Genomic DNA, 14,492 nt, shown 5'->3' on the forward strand with positions numbered 1-14,492 from the left:
AAGTGGTTGGCAAGAATAGGCGAGCGCGTTCGCCTATCAATCAGCTCCCAAAGTTCACCCCTTGGGGTGACATTGAGCACCGACCCGTTATGCCTTCAGGGAGGCATGATTGAATAAAGAGTTCCTTTCAAAAGTCGAAACATTTAATGGTCAGTATTGTTCAATAGAAATTGATACAGAATTAGAAAGTATCGCTCTGCCTTTTTGGTCAATTGCTGAAATCGAGTCCGGCATAACGTTACGAGAGGAATGGGAAGTTCCTGAGAACTTGATTCCTTTCCAGGGTGACTGGCATGAACTTTTTTGCCTCGATACCGAATCAGGAAAGGTTGTCTACATAAATGACGATCGGGATGTAATTTTTATTTGGCCAAGCACAGAAGCGTTCATTGCTTCTTTATCTAAAGAAGAGCTCATCTACGACACTAAGCCTGAAATAATCAGTGCGTGGATTGATCATGACCTGTAGGTCAAGGCAAATGAATTCAAGACAAAACATTGATAGCCTAACAAGGCCATGCAGCATCGTCCTTCGGGGCTGGACCTCGCTACGCTCGGCCGCTGTCAAAGGCGTTAGGCGTAAGAAGGATTAGTAATGATTAGGAACTTTATATATAAGCTTTGTCTGATCGCTTTATGGTTAGCTTGCTTGTTGGTTCCGGTGACTATTTACGAATTAACAAATTCCCTTATTGGAGCATTGTTATTTGGATTTCCTGAGTACACTCTGTTACTTTATTTTGTTTGCCGAGGGTTGTGGGGCGAACTGAGAAAAACGGATCCCGTAGGTGAACTAGAAGGTGAATGGGAATGGGAAAATCACTTTTGAAAGTGAACCGATAAAATACAATGTTGCGCTTTTTATACTTATTGCGGTTACGATTTTGTTATTTGCAATTTATTATAAGTATTATTCATTGTGGCTTGTTAATGTGCATGTGTTTGTCGTGGCGTTGGTGTTTGGGGCTCTCGTATATAAACTTAGTGCAAGAAATGCCTAACATGTGTATGTTGCACCAGCCACTGCGTGGCTTGAACAGTTTTTCGCTCGTTCCTCGCTACAAAACTGCCGCAAATACAAGCGATACACGACCTCGCTCGCAGCGCGACCTCGGCCATGTATCGGGTCGGTGCTCAATTTTTTGTCGCAGATAGTTGTCCGCGCAGTGCTATAAATTGAGTAAGAATTAATTTTAATCTAAGAAGTGGTTGGCAAGAATAGGCGAGCGCGTCCGCCTATCAATCTGCTCCAAAAGTTCACCCCTGCTGGGTGACATTGAGCGCCGACCTGTTATACGGATCCATCATGATTATATTGTTTTTCATTATTTTAATGTGTCTATTACAAAATATACTGATAGTTTTTTTCTCAATGCCAAAAAAGGGCGGCTTCACAGAAGTATTTCTAGTATTGATGTTAGCTCCTATAATTCAATTACTGTTTGGTCTATTTATTTTGTTTGTAGGATTCAAGGGTATGAATTCCTATACGGCGCATTCTGGTGGTGGGTTTGCAGTAATAATAGGGGTAGGTATAATAACTTTCTTAGCCGGTTTTGTTTTATGCCCTGTAAGCCTAAGGTTGACAAGAGCGCACAAGAAATATTTTGTAGCTCCATGCCCGCAATGCAGTAAAGATGTCTATTGGGGGCAGCTTAACTGTAGAAAATGCTCTCACTCTTTTTCAGATGATGAAATTTATGAATTAAAAAAACTTCTAGTAGAAAAGAGAAGTATTCGTGTATAACAAAAAGTTCAACACGAACGCAGTAACGATATACGTGAAGAGCCCAATAATACATTTCAACTTACCACTTATAGCGAGGGAGCATCTAAAGTTGATCTGTCGGTTTATTTTGCTTCAATTATCCAAGACAAAACTGGGCTTAAATGTGAGCAAATTCAATAAACATAAAACCTACATGGCCGGACCAGTCAAAGACCAATAGCGTAAAAATATAATGTCTGCTTTGGAGAATAAAAAGTATTGGTTTTGAAACGGAAGTATAGTCCGCTGTTGGCACTTCAGCGGCTTTTCAAAAGCCGCTGATCCCACTCAAGTTTATGTTTCTGTCTGCTCTGCCATCTCCAATGCATCATCAACTTCAATACCCAGATAACGAACCGTACTTTCAAGCTTGGTATGCCCTAGAAGCAACTGAACTGCACGAATGTTCTTAGTTCGCTTATAAATCAGCGTAGCCTTTGTTCGGCGTAACGAGTGCGTAGCATACTCATCAGGCGACAGACCTATTTGAGATACCCACGATTTAACAATTCGGTTGTATTGCCTCGTCGATATAGGTCTGTTCGGCTTAGATCGGCTTGGGAACAGGTAACCATTATGGGCAAGGTGCTTTGAGTCAATCCAGGATGCAAGCGCTTCTCTGGTCTGCTGAGTGACTTCAAATTGCACTGGTTGGGCGGTTTTCTGCTGAATCACCATCGCTCGCTTTAAAATGCTTGAGCCATGAGAGATATCAGAAACCTTAAGCTTTACCAAATCACAGCTTCTGAGCTTACTATCTATAGCAAGGTTGAATAGGGCCAGATCTCGCCGGTTGTTCGCGATCTACAACCTTACTCGAATTGCCCAAATTTCAGGTAGTTTAAGGGGTGGCTTTTGCCCAATGAGCTTGCCTTTGTTCCAGGGCGTATTGGGTTTTACAAGTGACGAAGAATGTAACATGATATAACCCTCTTGATGTTGGGTTATAAGTATGGAGCTGTGGCTGCATAACCGCTTAGTTGCGGTCTTATTGGGCATCCAGCATGGGAGAACGAACTACCAACAAGAAGGAGCGATATGGGGTTTCGCAGATACGGTGGAGACATTGAAACTAAAGGCCTGGGTGGGCGCGCGCGCTTAACCTGGCTTGGCTTCCCGCTAGGTACAGCATTTGGCATGCTAGGGTTCGCTGCTGGCGGCTTCATAGGCCTATTTACTGGCATATCCATAGGTGTTGCCATTCTTCTATTCGCAAACCGTCTATCTATATTACCTCAAAACCCCATAAGAACCGCAAGATACAAACACCACTGCAAATACGCGATAAAGTATTACCAAGAAGGAAACCTAGATGCCGCATGGGAGTCTCTGTTTAGGCTGAAAATGTACGGTGAAGTACCCGACTCACTAAGGGAAATCGAAAAAGCGTTAAACGCAAGTGACAAAGCGGACGTCAAATTTGAACGAACCAAACTTGAGAACGACAAGGAAGCTGATTTTATCTTCCCAATCACTTTTTCAATGCTTATTGGTATCGACCTCGCTTTTGGAGGGCCACTACACGCTTTGGTAGGTTGGGTTTTTCTTCTGCCAAATCATACTTATCTCTATGTTTCATCCATCTTGCCTTTAATTACCTTGTTTATTGTCAGAATTGCCAAGGAAAAGCTGCCAGAGAAGGTGTTTTTCTTTGGGGCAGCTATTTTGATATACGGTGGCGTGATGTACGTTTTAGCTGGCGCTGCTCAGTTATGGCGTATGCCTGTTATCCCCTTTGGGATAATTACTTTGGTTATGGGAGCAGTATTGACAAGGGAAGGTATCTTAATAATAAGAAGCCAAGTCCCCGTCAATCGTACCAAATTAAAATACTTTTTATCCGGTTTTTTCTGCTTTTTCCTGGCTTCCACTATATATGTCCAACCATGGAAGTTAGTTATAAACATGCCAAATGTTTCGGATGTGGAGTTGGAAAATCTAGATCTTAGTGGCTATCAATTTAACTTAGTCACGTTTAAAAATGTAAGCTTAAGAAATGTAGATTTCTCTGGTGCATCATTAATCGGGATTGATTTTAAGGATGTCGATTTAACCGGTGCAAGCTTTTTATCCGCAAAAGTTGAAAACTCATCTTTTGATAAGGTCAATCTAAGCAAAGCTGACTTCTCTAGAGCGCGGGTATATCAAACTGATTTTGAAAGCAGCAACTTGAGTGGTTCTAGATTTTCTAATACGACCATAGGACGTACCCATATAAAAAACAGCCTGCTTTGCAATGCAGCCTTTGTAGGCTATATGGGAAGCTTTTACGGATGGAGTGGGTCAACAGTGAACAGATCTTCCATTCCTACAGGTGGGATTTTGGGTGACTGCTGTGGAGGAGTGGATGAACTAACTATTGTAGAAGATGAGCTATGTAATGAAGGAAGCTTTCTAAAAATAAAAAATTAAAAATGGGTAACAGTTAAGGTGGATTAATGGCTAAAGAACTAAGAAATTTAGTAATTGTATTATTCAGTATTGTTTCGAATTTTTCCCATGCTGGATATTCAGGTGTTTGGGCTGATGATTGTGACAATGGTAAAAGCTACTTTATTTTAAGTCGGAATCACGATTCAGGGCCATACCAAGTAATCTTATGCGCTGGATTTAGTTGTATTCCGATGCCTGGCATGAAAAAGCCAACTACGTTATTTGATGACCCAGTGTTTAAAATTATCAGTGAACAAAAACTTGAGCTAAAGGGTAAAACCTACTTGAAATGTAATGAATTTCAGGAGGCGCATTTTGCTCCAATTAAACGGGAAGATATTGATAAGTATTTGATAGGAGATTGGGTTCAGGTTGCTCAAATGAGCAAAGGTATAGAGGAACCAATAAAAGACGACTACTATAAAAACTCGGTCTGGAATGTAACAGATGTATCAATAGCCAGCTCCCGTGATGAAAAAGAAAGTTGGAGACGTGATTACAAGTTAATAGATGAGCTAATTGCAATATATCATGAAGGGAAAGTATGGCGGCATTATAAAATTCTAGGTGTAAATAATGAGCGATTATACCTGTCAGAGTTGGAGCGCCCAAGTGAGGCAATCAGGGTGTTTATGCGAAAACAATGAAATTTCGTGCATCGTATAACATATAGATGAGAGGAGCTATAAAAAGCAACCGCTTTGATGCTTAAAGTCAGCTCTAGATTGCTCAATTGAGCTGTTCTCAGGTCTAAGTTATGTCCGCAGTTGGCACCAGAAAGACTGTTCGCGCAGAGGAAGCATGAATTCTGCAAAGAGTGATAGTATTAAAGAGGTATGGTTACATAAGAATCTGAGGGAAACTAGAAAATGAACTGTGAATAACATTTTTATGGTTAGTAGATATTCTATAGGCTTGTTAGTTTTTTGGAGAAAGTATGAAATATTTAGCAAATGTTTTCCTGATGGTTACAGTATGTTCTATTAGCATTTGTGCTTATGACCATTTTTATGTAAAAAACTACACAGACTATGGAGCGTTAACCATTTCTGATTCAGAAGGAAATACTCGCTTAGAATTGGGTGAATTTACATCGGGTGAAGTTAAAAAGTTTGGCGTTCAGGTGCGAGACGAAAATAATATAGTTCGGGCATTTTACGGAGTATCGAATAGCAATGAAAACATGGGTAGTACACCCCAAATAATTTTGTATGACCAGAGTGGGGCGGCTATCTTGTCTGCATTTCAGGTACAAGAAGAAACATACTTCAGTGTTGGCGAGATAAATTCAGAAAACAGCGTGCTTTTGAACTCAGGTAAAGATTCAGCGGTGATAACTGTGAAGGGAAATGATGATAATGGAATCATGAATGAAATTGGCATAATCGCTTCTGAAGAGCCAGCTCTCGCTTTGTTTAGTCATGGAAATGCAGTATCACTTCATGCGAAAGAAAAATCTAAGTCTATTATGATCGCACGTCAAGGTATTAGAGTATGGGAGTCAAAGCACTAGATCTAGCACCCATATGACCGAACCTATCAAAGATCAAGTGAGTCAAATACTACCGTCTGCTTTTGGGCGGGAAGACATGGATAGCAGGCTGGTTTTTTTGGTCCGCAAGTGGCACAAAAGGAACAATATAAATAGTGAAAAATATTTCGTCTTTAAGATTTCTAAATGTATTCAGGTGAGTTATATGTCCAGCATTTATTTCTATTGCGAAGCGGAGTTTAATGACGTTATTTCAGCGGATAATATTGAGGAGCAATTTGAGTTTCTTGAAGATGCTGATTTTAATGGAAGGTTTTTTATTTTGCCTCGCTGTTTAAACGGTGGCAGCAAGAATAATTGCTGGGTAATTGAATATGAATCCATTGGAAAGATCTTGAAATTTGAGGTCGGATGTGGCGGAACTGAAGATGAAGAATGCTTCTTAAATGATTTGAGTTTATTTCTGTCTGAGCAGAACGCAGTAAGCTGTTATATTGCCAGTTACTATTCGGGAGCAGATTTTGATCCTCTAATATACAAGTGGGAGCTAGGACTACTAAGTTTACTTAATGAGCTCTCTAATAGCGAAGAATTTGATCTGTGGCTTGAAGAAGACCCTGATCGTAATCTTAAAGAGGTAATTGAGCTGGTTAAAAGTGGCGAAGTTGAATTTCCTGACCTCCAAAAGGAAGAGGATAAGGAATATGAATTGGAGCGGAAGCTATTCCAACTTGTTCAAAAATTACCTACACCAACATTATTTGGAGAAACATCTATTTCCGATGATTATCTGATTTCTTCAGAGTGTCTTTTTAAGGAAGAAGCAAGGGATGCTCTGAAGTCCGTTAAGCTGAACCGGTGTCAAGAAAAAGCTATTCAAGATTATATCAGTGCTGTATATGAAGACGGGCTGCAGAATGCTTTTAGAATATTGAGTCAAGCCGGCTGTACTATTAAGAACGATGATGTCTTAATTGATCCCTTTACTCCAACCATTATAAATAAGCCTTAAATCACAAAGATCCAGAAGTCAGACCTCTTGTTGCAACGTCCGCTCTGGATTATTTAAGAATGGCATATATAGATACGACTGGCTTCTGCTTCTGGCACGCAAAAGCCATTAGCAGTATGCTACAAGAATACATAAACGACATTCTGCGGGTGGCATTGAGTACCGACCCGTTAGCAATACGGAAGAAGCATGGAAGATATATTAGAAAAAATAGTTAAACTCTCGTGTGAAGCACTTAGGGAAGAAGATGCTTATCTTCGGGATTGTTTATCTGGTAATCCCGCGTATTCGGCAGACAAGAACGGATTGCTAAGCATAAATAATGAACGATATTATCAATTCGTTATTGCTAGGCATCTGTTCAAAGTGCTACCTAAACGAATCGCATTAGAGTCCAGCCGTATTGATCTGGTGGTACTCTCAGACGAAGATCCAAATAAATACGACGTAGTTGTTGAAATGAAGCGCTGGATGAGTTCGACCGGAAACACAGAGATTCCAGGCATAAGAGATGACTTTGAGAAGTTGTCTAAATCCAAAGCTGATCACACTGTTATGTTGGTGTTTTCTTCAAACCCCTCAAATACTCCAATTGACGAGAATTTAGATTTCTTGTCGAAAAAGATTGATCGGAACGTTATTCCTAGTCGTTGGAAATACGATCAATTTGAAACTATCGGCATCAACGGGGTTGATAATACATTTTGGGTGGCGGGTTATGAAGTCTGAGAATGCTAACAAGCGGGTTAAAATCGCCCGCACAATTCGCTGACTCGGACGTGAAAAATAGGTGCGCCGTTTATCCTAGTCGTTAGGTATTACTAGAAAATTATGAGGTGTAAATGGAATTTGAAATTTATTTGGGAAATCTGGATATCACAAGGGCAATCATCTACGCCCAGGCAAGAAATAAAATGATTTGGGCAATGTGCATTGTTCCATCGGTACTTATAAATGGTATAAGCGTTGTCGGCCTTTGGACTATGGGATGGCCTGGAATACAGCGGGCTTACCACCTATGTAATTAACATTTTGTCCTCGGATGGTATTGCAGAAGTTGTGTTTAGATTGAGCGTATTTTTTCTATGGTTTTACTGTCTCTCATTGGCTGTCAATGTAGATGATTCAAGTGCCTAAATTTAAAATAACCCAACCGTAAAGGTCAGGTTATTAGTCAATTAAGTGATAATATGGAAAAGCTAAAACTATTCATGTTTGATGAGGTTCTGAGTAACGATTTTCGGGGAAAGCTGGAGTTTATGTGTTTCGTCGAAGATGAGACGCTCTGCTACCAGTCAGAGGAAAAAAGGGCTGTCAGTGAACTAATTGTAAAATCAAAAAGAGCTGTAGATCACGATCAAAAATCTGAATTTAAAAAATACTGGGTACATGCACATACATTGTTGTTATTGGAGCTTGAAAAAGAGCCACATTCTACATGTTTGGTGACTTGCTATAGTAAGGAGCCATTTTATCAATATCATTTGCTGCAAAATTCACAAAACGGTAAGCCATATGGATGTTTTTGGGGGCCTGATATCCAAAAAACCCCTGAAGATATCTGGCATAAAATGTTTTCTCCAGGTTATATAGAGACTCTTACTTGATGCAGTAGCGTATAAGGTTTGCCATATTAGACGTTGATGGAGGTATCGATAGAAAGTCCGCTTTGGAGGCTGTCGAACCCCGATCATATACTAGAAAGAACTTCCGGTATTGGCACCCAAAAGCCATTGTAATATGCTATAAACAAGCACAAACGATACCCTGCGGGGTGACATTGAGCACCGACCTGTTAGATTTTAATGGAAGTATAGAGAATATGTTTTTAGGGCATGCCATAAAAAACGATAGGAAAGGCTTGCAGATGTCTCAAGCTGAGCTGCAGCTTAAAGTTAGAGATCTTTCAATTAAGGGAGATCCAAGGCTTTCCGATAAAGAGAAAGAGCTGCTTTTAGGGCAGACGGGAAACTTTGTCAGTGTAGGAAGGGAATACGTCTCTGCTAGTGTATCAGCCAAGTTGGTCTCGAATATTGAAAGAGGAGTAGCGAGGGCTGTTACGAGAAAGGAGCTTGAATTAATTGCTGAAGTGCTGGGTACAGATGTTGAAAAATATTTGGCTCTTGAAGTTAATCCACTTAATTTGATCGGAAAGGAAACTCCAGCAGAGAGCTTTGTTGCTCCTCCATCATTCGAACGCGTAATTGAGTTTGAGCCAGAGTTTCGGCAAGCAGGGGTATCTATTTTAAGTTTTTTTTCAGAGTTAGTAGAAAGCGAATTTGGGGGGCAGTCGGTTAAGGTTGGAATTATGCAAAATGGAAATGCTGTCACTCTTCGTGTTGAAACCCCTGAGGGGGAGCTGCTGAAAGAAGTAGAAAAGACGCTCAATCAATATGGCTTGGCGGTCATGGGAAAAGCGCCAATAGAATCAGTTTCTTCTAATCCACAGTTAGTTCAGGATTTAAAAACAAGGTTGGAAGTAACAAGTCTCGAGCTTAGGCTTCGTAAGGAATCCCATCTCGAGCAGTCTAAGCATTATGAAGCGAGAATATCTAGTCTTGAAAGTCAAATAGCTGGTTTGCACGAATTGGTAGGGAACAATCTAATTCAGCATAACAACTTGACAGAAACCATACGAAATATTTCAGGCGCTTATAATCCTTCGGAGTCTTTTTTGAAGGCTCTATCTGTTATAGAGAGTATATCTAGCCAAGAGAAGTCAAAGTCTTTGGAGCATGATCTTGAAACGTCTTTAGGTATCCTTGAAAACGAGTCACCAGGGATACTAAGTCGACTAGCAAGAACCTTAGAGGGTATTCCAGCTGGTATTGCTGTAAATTTGGCCACGCCGTGGGTGCAATCTATTATTACCTCAATGCCAAAATAATCTAACACCTATATGACCGAACCTGCCAAAGATCAATAGGACTAAATCTTTACGTCCGCTTTGGAGGTTTGAATACCCTATTGACTGATCGGGCTTTTAGTCCGGTATTGGCACCCAGAAGCTATTAGTAATACGCTATGTGTGCTGGACTCGCAACAAGTTGCTTGCCGTTTAGGCGGGCGTTTAGGTAAAAAACTGGAATCGTCGTGGAATTTACAGATATAAAACCAGGGCAGGTGATAAAAATATATAGCCATCTTGAATCTAAAGAAATAGAGCGTTCGTGGATGGCTATCTTCTGCAAAAATAAGACTGGGTTGAATACAAAAGATTATAAGTGGCACATATTTAGCGGTGGAGGATATCCATCTCTGGAAGCTGATGAGGCGCAGGAGGCATATGAATCTCATGTGTCTGCTAAGTACGTTGTAATGCCTAATAATGGTGAACCGGCCTTATTAACAGATGAGAGGCCATCAAATCTAAATTATTATGATGTTTATGTTTTTCCCGAGAATATGGCTTGGACAATGGCATTTACTCACGAGGAAGGTTGGCTTGGGCCATACTTTGCCAAGCATCCAAGTTATACTCAGCTTGAAAAAGAAAATGAAAAATACAAAGAGAAGCTAAAGCAAATCGAAATAGCAAGAAATAGAGGTTGGATGTAGCGTTGCCTAACACCTATATAACCGGATCAATAGAAGACGAGTTGAGTCAAATATTAAGGTCTGCTTTTGGGGTGGAAGCCTAAGATTACTAGTCGGGTTTTTGGTTCGAAATTGGCACCCAAAAGCTATTGGTATAATACGCTATAAGCACATATAAACGACACACTGCGGAGTGACATTGAGCACCGATCCGTTATCAGCGATTCAAGAGTAAAGATATTGGCTACTAGAAAGCTATTGGCCTCTTTGGTTGGCGTAATTGGCTTGTTATTTATTGTATATACAAGCTTCGTTTACTTGGAAGCCTCGAATATCAATGAGGCGATAGTATGGTTTGGTATGTTTGGGGTGTCATGTATTATATTTTGTGCAGGAATATGGCTAACAAAGCAGTGGCTGTATGCACTAGGGGCTGTCATCGTGGTAGCAATTCCATTTTTATCACTACTTCTAGCCTAGTATAACGAGTTTATTAACCACCGCCTCTGCGGGACTGGATCTCTGTTTCGGTGCTTCGCGCCCATACTCCGGCCTCGGCTTTAGGATATATGAATCTTGGCGTTATCATGAGTTCATACTCTTCTTATCGATCTGAATGAGAATACTCTTGAAAGGAAAGATAGCAAGCTGAAAGCTGAACTCTGTGCTCACTGGAATGGGTTGTTTCTCAGCGTCGAGGCAGTCAACAACACTAGAAGTGTTTGAATACATGGAATCAACGGATGGGAGGAGTTGGTCTGGGGCACAGCATTTTCTAATTCAGCTCAAGGCTGGATGTCCTAAGTCGTAGCAGAAGGGGGGGTTGATTAAGGACGGAAATTATACACAGAGCGATATTTAAATAAGATAAATTCTTATATAATTTACCTGAGTAATTGGAAAGGTGAAGTAGGGTTAAGGCTTATCCAAAGATGTCGTTTTTGGATGTTTGTTGGAGTATATCTGACGTCATTTTGTTGTATTACGTACGATATTTTTACGACAATGAAGCTGTATTCCCCGGTACATCAGGACTTGTAGTCCGGCCCCGGGCACCACTAAATCAAAAAAAACATCTATTCCAACTTTGCTCATATAGCGTCTTTTTTGTGTAAAAGTGTCCTAATGCTTTGATTTTTAGGGCTTTTTTATAATAATCAACGCAACAGAAAATATCAGCCTTTACCTTCAAAAAGAACGATCGTGCGAAAAGCTTCTCTATATTCCGATGCCAAGCGCTGGATACCTATACACCTTCGTACTTATCCCCAATTCTCTGTCCGACGCTGTGTTTTACCGGAGCCCTTGATCCGTATGTCACACCACAGCGTTGCCGTGCTTTAGCATCAAATATTCCGAACTCCCGTTTTGATACGATTCCATTGACGGATCATTTGTTTCATCTTGAAGATCCAGAAGCAACAATTCATTTAATGGCGAGTTACATATTGCGTATGAATGGTGCTTCGCGAATGGCGGCATAGTTGTGCATGCTGCACTCGCTAGGGAGTGCAGCTTATAAATAATAATTATCAAAATTTACACCAATCAGCTTGGTTTAAATGGTTTTATTGATAACCTGGAAGTCGTTAATACTTAAGACAAAGTAAAAGAGAAACGTTAGGAAACAATTATGGAAAAGATCTTAAAAAACAGTGTGGTGTATCTCTTTGCTTGTTTGATGGTTATGGCGTCGTCATTGAGTATGACAGAGCGCACCACCGGTTTAAAATGATAAAGCAAGCGTAGAGATCTTCTGAATGTTAATACAGGTATGTTATAGAAAATACAGCCGTGTTAAAAGATAAAATATTGATGTTGTGATGCTGGTATGAACTAATTTGACACTACCTCTGATAGTAAGTAACCTGGCGCGTTTGGCACCAAATATTTATCGGTGGCATACGGACAGCTTGGTGTGTATACGTTAATGGATTTTTCAATGCTATGTATATACTTGCAAACTTTGATAACAATATCGCGCAAAAAGAAATGTTGTCTTTTTCATAAAGTACGTTTAACCTCTCCTTGTCTCGAATCAATAATAGTAAACTTTATTCAGGTGGCCAGTTCTTAATAGTACATATAAAAGCTTGACGCATAACCTATGCGGCAAGCGTTGCTTAGAATAATTAGAAGAAATAGATGGGATGTTATAAGTCTTATCTACATTCGAGCAATTCATATCCAAATTGGCAGGGTGCTTTAATTAAAAAGGAGTTTTTGTGTCTTCCAACACATCTTAGATAAATATCAAATTATATTAGTTATCAAATCATCCGTGGTCTAAATGTTCATGGTGCGAATATTTTCGTGCCTGAAAAATCACGTTTTGCTTGTAATTGATGGGTGCCGTGTAGCTTGGTCAATTAGCGTAAAAGTAATTCTTTGTGTCTATGATTAATAGACCTAAAAGTTATTTCTAATTTAGGTAAAAGATAAATATAAGATCGAGTGTAAATCAATAAAGTACCTATCCTTTCGTAGGTGATTATGAAGTGGGTTATATAAATATTTAACTTGTCGGAATATAAAAATAGCCTAATTTAAATAAATGGATTTTTTGTGCTCATAGATACTTCTTAGATGATTCAATAAATAATGCTTCTTCTTGGTGCTTAATTGTGCTGAGACGCCTTTCAGTAACTAAATTTAATTTAGTGGGTTATATATTTACCCCACAGATTTCTCCTGCGCGATAAAAAATGGATTTATATGCTTTGTAAGTTCTAGATATGCTATCCGGGTGGTTATCCGGGTGTTTTATTATTCGCCTTCGTCAAATAGCTAATATGCTAATCAAATTTATTTTGCTTTCTTTAAAGTAGGGGTGTGTTTTTTTTGGTTTTTTATCTCTTGATAAGTGAGGTGTGGATTATTCATATTGTTAAGTGTGTTAAAAAATAAAAATATTTATTCTCATTATTGTTTGCATTTTTAAAAATACATGATTAATATTTTTTCGTCCTCTTTGGGGGCGAAAAAGCTAAAAAGGACTTTGCGGTAATTCTTCATTGTCTTTTTTGGAAAAATTAAATAATTATTAAATTAAGGAAATTATCATGGATAAATTAGACAATATGAATCACGCTTTTGATCTTTCTCTTAAAGTTAATGCTCAAGACGAGCTTTTAGTTGAAGAGATGTCTGCTGAGGTTCAAGCATTCTCATGTGCAGGTACTTTCGGTTGTGCTGGTTCTTTCGGCGGAACTGCTGGTAGCTTCGGTACTTTCGGTTGCGCTTCTATCTAAGCTATTCTAAAAATGCCTCCGAAATTCGGAGGCATTTTTAATGACTGTGATTTATATCTAATACAAAGAGGGGAAGTTTTGTTAGAAGTTAAAAAAATTAGCAAAAGCTACTCGGGTGTTGAAGTATTAAAAGGTGTGGATCTTTACGCTCGCCCCGGAGAGATTGTGGGAGTGTTAGGTCCAAATGGTGCAGGGAAAACTACACTTCTCGAAATAATTGAAGGTCTGATTCAGGCGGATTCAGGTGATATAGAGTTAGATAAAATTCAGTTAGGGATACGTCGAAATAATACTAGTAAGTCCATGGCTGTGGTGCTTCAAACTACTCCTTTACCGCCGTTTATGACAGCAGAAGAGTTAATGCAACTATTTTCTGCCTCCTATTCCACGTGCATAAAAAAAAGTAGGGAATTGCTTTCAGTCGTCGGTTTGGAAAGTAAAAAAGAAGTTTCAATTAATACACTTTCAGTGGGGCAAAAGCAACGACTAGGTATAGCTTTGGCATTGGCTGCTGAACCAGATATTCTATTTGCGGATGAGCCAAGTTCTGCGTTGGATCCTCAAGCAAGGCGTATTGTGTGGGGCTTGTTGAAAGACTATGTGGCTTCAGGCGAAAAAACCGTTATTTTAAGTACTCAACACATGGATGAAGCGGAGACGCTTTGTACTCGTGTTTACTTGTTAAGTGAAGGGCGAATTCGCTCTCAAGGAACGCCGGAGGAAATGGTAAGAGAAAATGCACCCGGCTGTGTTATAAGTTTTCAAACAAGCGGCGAATTATCCGACAGCTTGCTAAAACTGGAAAATATAGAGAAGACTGGTTTTATAGATGGGTTGCAAAAATTTGAAATTATTGCAAAAGATGGACATGAGATAGCGCGGGTTATGAGAGTGCTAACCAGTGATGAGTCTGTAGATGTATCGAGTATAAATATTAAAAGAAATACACTGGAAGATGTATTTATTAAACTAACTGGACGTTCGTTAAGGGACTAAAAT

General features: G+C 39.6%; 14 protein-coding genes. 13 read left to right on the forward strand and 1 reads right to left on the reverse strand.

The features are described 5' to 3' along the window. The first annotated feature begins 109 nt into the window (after window positions 1–109). Both P5V12_RS08860 and P5V12_RS08865 read left to right on the forward strand, forming a co-directional pair. A complete protein-coding gene (locus P5V12_RS08860) occupies window positions 110–469 on the forward strand; it encodes an SMI1/KNR4 family protein (RefSeq protein ID WP_316956991.1) in 360 nt (119 codons plus the stop codon). Between the two features lie 837 nt (window positions 470–1,306). After that, window positions 1,307–1,747 carry a hypothetical protein gene (locus P5V12_RS08865; protein WP_316956992.1) on the forward strand — a complete coding sequence of 147 codons (441 nt, stop codon included), beginning with the start codon at window positions 1,307–1,309 and terminating at the stop codon, window positions 1,745–1,747. Window positions 1,748–2,062: 315 nt separating this feature from the next. On the opposite strand, the gene P5V12_RS08870 is transcribed toward P5V12_RS08865, so the two are convergent. Beyond that, window positions 2,063–2,503, reverse strand: coding sequence for a tyrosine-type recombinase/integrase (locus tag P5V12_RS08870; protein WP_316956993.1), 441 nt, complete (start codon window positions 2,501–2,503; stop codon window positions 2,063–2,065). A gap of 609 nt (window positions 2,504–3,112) precedes the next feature. On the opposite strand from P5V12_RS08870, the gene P5V12_RS08875 reads away from it, so the two are divergent. The 11 genes from P5V12_RS08875 to P5V12_RS08925 all read left to right on the forward strand — a co-directional run bounded on the left by P5V12_RS08875 (window position 3,113) and on the right by P5V12_RS08925 (window position 14,489). Continuing rightward, a complete protein-coding gene (locus tag P5V12_RS08875; RefSeq protein WP_316956994.1) occupies window positions 3,113–4,180 on the forward strand; it encodes a pentapeptide repeat-containing protein in 1,068 nt (355 codons plus the stop codon). 26 nt (window positions 4,181–4,206) lie between these two features. Next, window positions 4,207–4,848, forward strand: a complete 642-nt coding sequence (locus P5V12_RS08880) for a hypothetical protein (RefSeq protein ID WP_316956995.1) — start codon at window positions 4,207–4,209, stop codon at window positions 4,846–4,848. Between the two features lie 290 nt (window positions 4,849–5,138). Continuing rightward, window positions 5,139–5,714, forward strand: coding sequence for a hypothetical protein (locus P5V12_RS08885; protein ID WP_316956996.1), 576 nt, complete (start codon window positions 5,139–5,141; stop codon window positions 5,712–5,714). Between the two features lie 184 nt (window positions 5,715–5,898). Next, window positions 5,899–6,705, forward strand: coding sequence for a hypothetical protein (locus P5V12_RS08890; protein ID WP_316956997.1), 807 nt, complete (start codon window positions 5,899–5,901; stop codon window positions 6,703–6,705). A gap of 189 nt (window positions 6,706–6,894) precedes the next feature. Continuing rightward, entirely contained in the window at window positions 6,895–7,434 is a 540-nt protein-coding gene (locus P5V12_RS08895; RefSeq protein ID WP_316956998.1) for a hypothetical protein, read from the forward strand. A 113-nt stretch (window positions 7,435–7,547) separates the two neighbouring features. Continuing rightward, a complete protein-coding gene (locus P5V12_RS08900) occupies window positions 7,548–7,733 on the forward strand; it encodes a hypothetical protein (protein WP_316956999.1) in 186 nt (61 codons plus the stop codon). A gap of 162 nt (window positions 7,734–7,895) precedes the next feature. After that, window positions 7,896–8,312: a hypothetical protein gene (locus P5V12_RS08905; protein ID WP_316957000.1), complete on the forward strand. Its 417-nt coding sequence runs from the start codon at window positions 7,896–7,898 to the stop codon at window positions 8,310–8,312. A gap of 173 nt (window positions 8,313–8,485) precedes the next feature. After that, window positions 8,486–9,592: a hypothetical protein gene (locus P5V12_RS08910; RefSeq protein ID WP_316957001.1), complete on the forward strand. Its 1,107-nt coding sequence runs from the start codon at window positions 8,486–8,488 to the stop codon at window positions 9,590–9,592. Window positions 9,593–9,798: 206 nt separating this feature from the next. Further along, window positions 9,799–10,263, forward strand: coding sequence for a DUF4275 family protein (locus P5V12_RS08915; RefSeq protein ID WP_316957002.1), 465 nt, complete (start codon window positions 9,799–9,801; stop codon window positions 10,261–10,263). A gap of 3,041 nt (window positions 10,264–13,304) precedes the next feature. Then, window positions 13,305–13,493: a thiocillin family RiPP gene (locus P5V12_RS08920; protein ID WP_316957003.1), complete on the forward strand. Its 189-nt coding sequence runs from the start codon at window positions 13,305–13,307 to the stop codon at window positions 13,491–13,493. Between the two features lie 78 nt (window positions 13,494–13,571). Continuing rightward, a complete protein-coding gene (locus tag P5V12_RS08925; RefSeq protein ID WP_316957004.1) occupies window positions 13,572–14,489 on the forward strand; it encodes an ABC transporter ATP-binding protein in 918 nt (305 codons plus the stop codon). Window positions 14,490–14,492: the final 3 nt, after the last annotated feature.

The organism is Teredinibacter sp. KSP-S5-2 (assembly GCF_032773895.1).
In the GTDB taxonomy this organism is placed as follows: domain Bacteria; phylum Pseudomonadota; class Gammaproteobacteria; order Pseudomonadales; family Cellvibrionaceae.

Bases quoted from the DNA above. Each gene is read 5' to 3' on its own strand.
- P5V12_RS08865 (WP_316956992.1), top strand. From the start codon at position 1,307: ATGATTATATTGTTTTTCATTATTTTAATGTGTCTATTACAAAATATA.
- P5V12_RS08875 (WP_316956994.1), top strand. From the start codon at position 3,113: ATGTACGGTGAAGTACCCGACTCACTAAGGGAAATCGAAAAAGCGTTA.
- P5V12_RS08880 (WP_316956995.1), top strand. From the start codon at position 4,207: ATGGCTAAAGAACTAAGAAATTTAGTAATTGTATTATTCAGTATTGTT.
- P5V12_RS08885 (WP_316956996.1), top strand. From the start codon at position 5,139: ATGAAATATTTAGCAAATGTTTTCCTGATGGTTACAGTATGTTCTATT.
- P5V12_RS08890 (WP_316956997.1), top strand. From the start codon at position 5,899: ATGTCCAGCATTTATTTCTATTGCGAAGCGGAGTTTAATGACGTTATT.
- P5V12_RS08895 (WP_316956998.1), top strand. From the start codon at position 6,895: ATGGAAGATATATTAGAAAAAATAGTTAAACTCTCGTGTGAAGCACTT.
- P5V12_RS08900 (WP_316956999.1), top strand. From the start codon at position 7,548: ATGGAATTTGAAATTTATTTGGGAAATCTGGATATCACAAGGGCAATC.
- P5V12_RS08905 (WP_316957000.1), top strand. From the start codon at position 7,896: ATGGAAAAGCTAAAACTATTCATGTTTGATGAGGTTCTGAGTAACGAT.
- P5V12_RS08920 (WP_316957003.1), top strand. From the start codon at position 13,305: ATGGATAAATTAGACAATATGAATCACGCTTTTGATCTTTCTCTTAAA.